The sequence below is a fragment of the Haloferax sp. Atlit-6N genome (assembly GCF_003383195.1).
GTDB classification, from domain to species: domain Archaea; phylum Halobacteriota; class Halobacteria; order Halobacteriales; family Haloferacaceae; genus Haloferax; species Haloferax gibbonsii.
This window is the reverse complement of record NZ_QEQJ01000070.1, coordinates 1-668: the sequence shown is the minus strand read 5'-3', so window position 1 is coordinate 668 and position 668 is coordinate 1. Positions and strand designations below refer to the sequence as shown.

General features: G+C 65.3%; 1 protein-coding gene. It reads left to right on the top strand.

Annotation, left to right across the window (positions count from 1 at the left end):
* Nucleotides 1–296: 296 nt before the first annotated feature.
* Complete coding sequence (locus tag DEQ92_RS21185; RefSeq protein WP_115821740.1) at nt 297–545, top strand: helix-turn-helix transcriptional regulator; 249 nt, start codon at nt 297–299, stop codon at nt 543–545.
* Nucleotides 546–668 lie beyond the last annotated feature (123 nt).

The following is a 668-nucleotide window of genomic DNA, read 5'->3' as shown; positions in this document are numbered from 1 at the left end:
TCCTCGACACGCGACGGATCCGCGAGAGCGACGTCGCGTGGGCACCTGACCGGCGCGTGTGGGGAGCTGTGGCCGTCGTCCACCTCTGCAACGTGCTCGTGCCGCTTGTCTGGCTGCTCTCGGTTCCGGCGGGCGGGTATTACCTCTGGCTACGTCGTCAGCAGGTCGGGCGGCCGTAGGGCCCGTCGGAGATGGCCGCGGCGGAGAAGCCCCGTACGCGGAGGACGGCCCCGCGCACCGCCCGAAGTTAAAACGAACAATTATGTAAGTTCGTGAGAGGCTACCAGTATCGACAGATGGGAGCCGGTGGAGACGACGTAGACGTTCGCGAGATTTCGCCGATGGCGTGGCGCCTCCTCCGGGTTGCGGCAGGATATAGCCAGCGGGACGTCGAAACCGAGGTCGACGATATTATGCAGGCACACATTTCGATGCTGGAAAGCGATACGCGGAGTCTCTCCGATGACCGCCTCGAACAGTTGTTCGACACCTACCGCGCGAACTTGACCGACCAGCAGATCGAGGTGCTGGTGGTGAACTTCTGATGCTGTGGAGCGCGCAGGCGTCGGCGCGACGGCGCGCCACCGCGATTCTCGTCGCGGTCGTCGCGACCGCGCTCATCGCCACGGCACCGACACCCGCGGGACTCGACAAGGCCGCGCAACTGG

Bases quoted from the DNA above. Each gene is read 5' to 3' on its own strand.
- DEQ92_RS21185 (WP_115821740.1), top strand. From the start codon at position 297: ATGGGAGCCGGTGGAGACGACGTAGACGTTCGCGAGATTTCGCCGATG.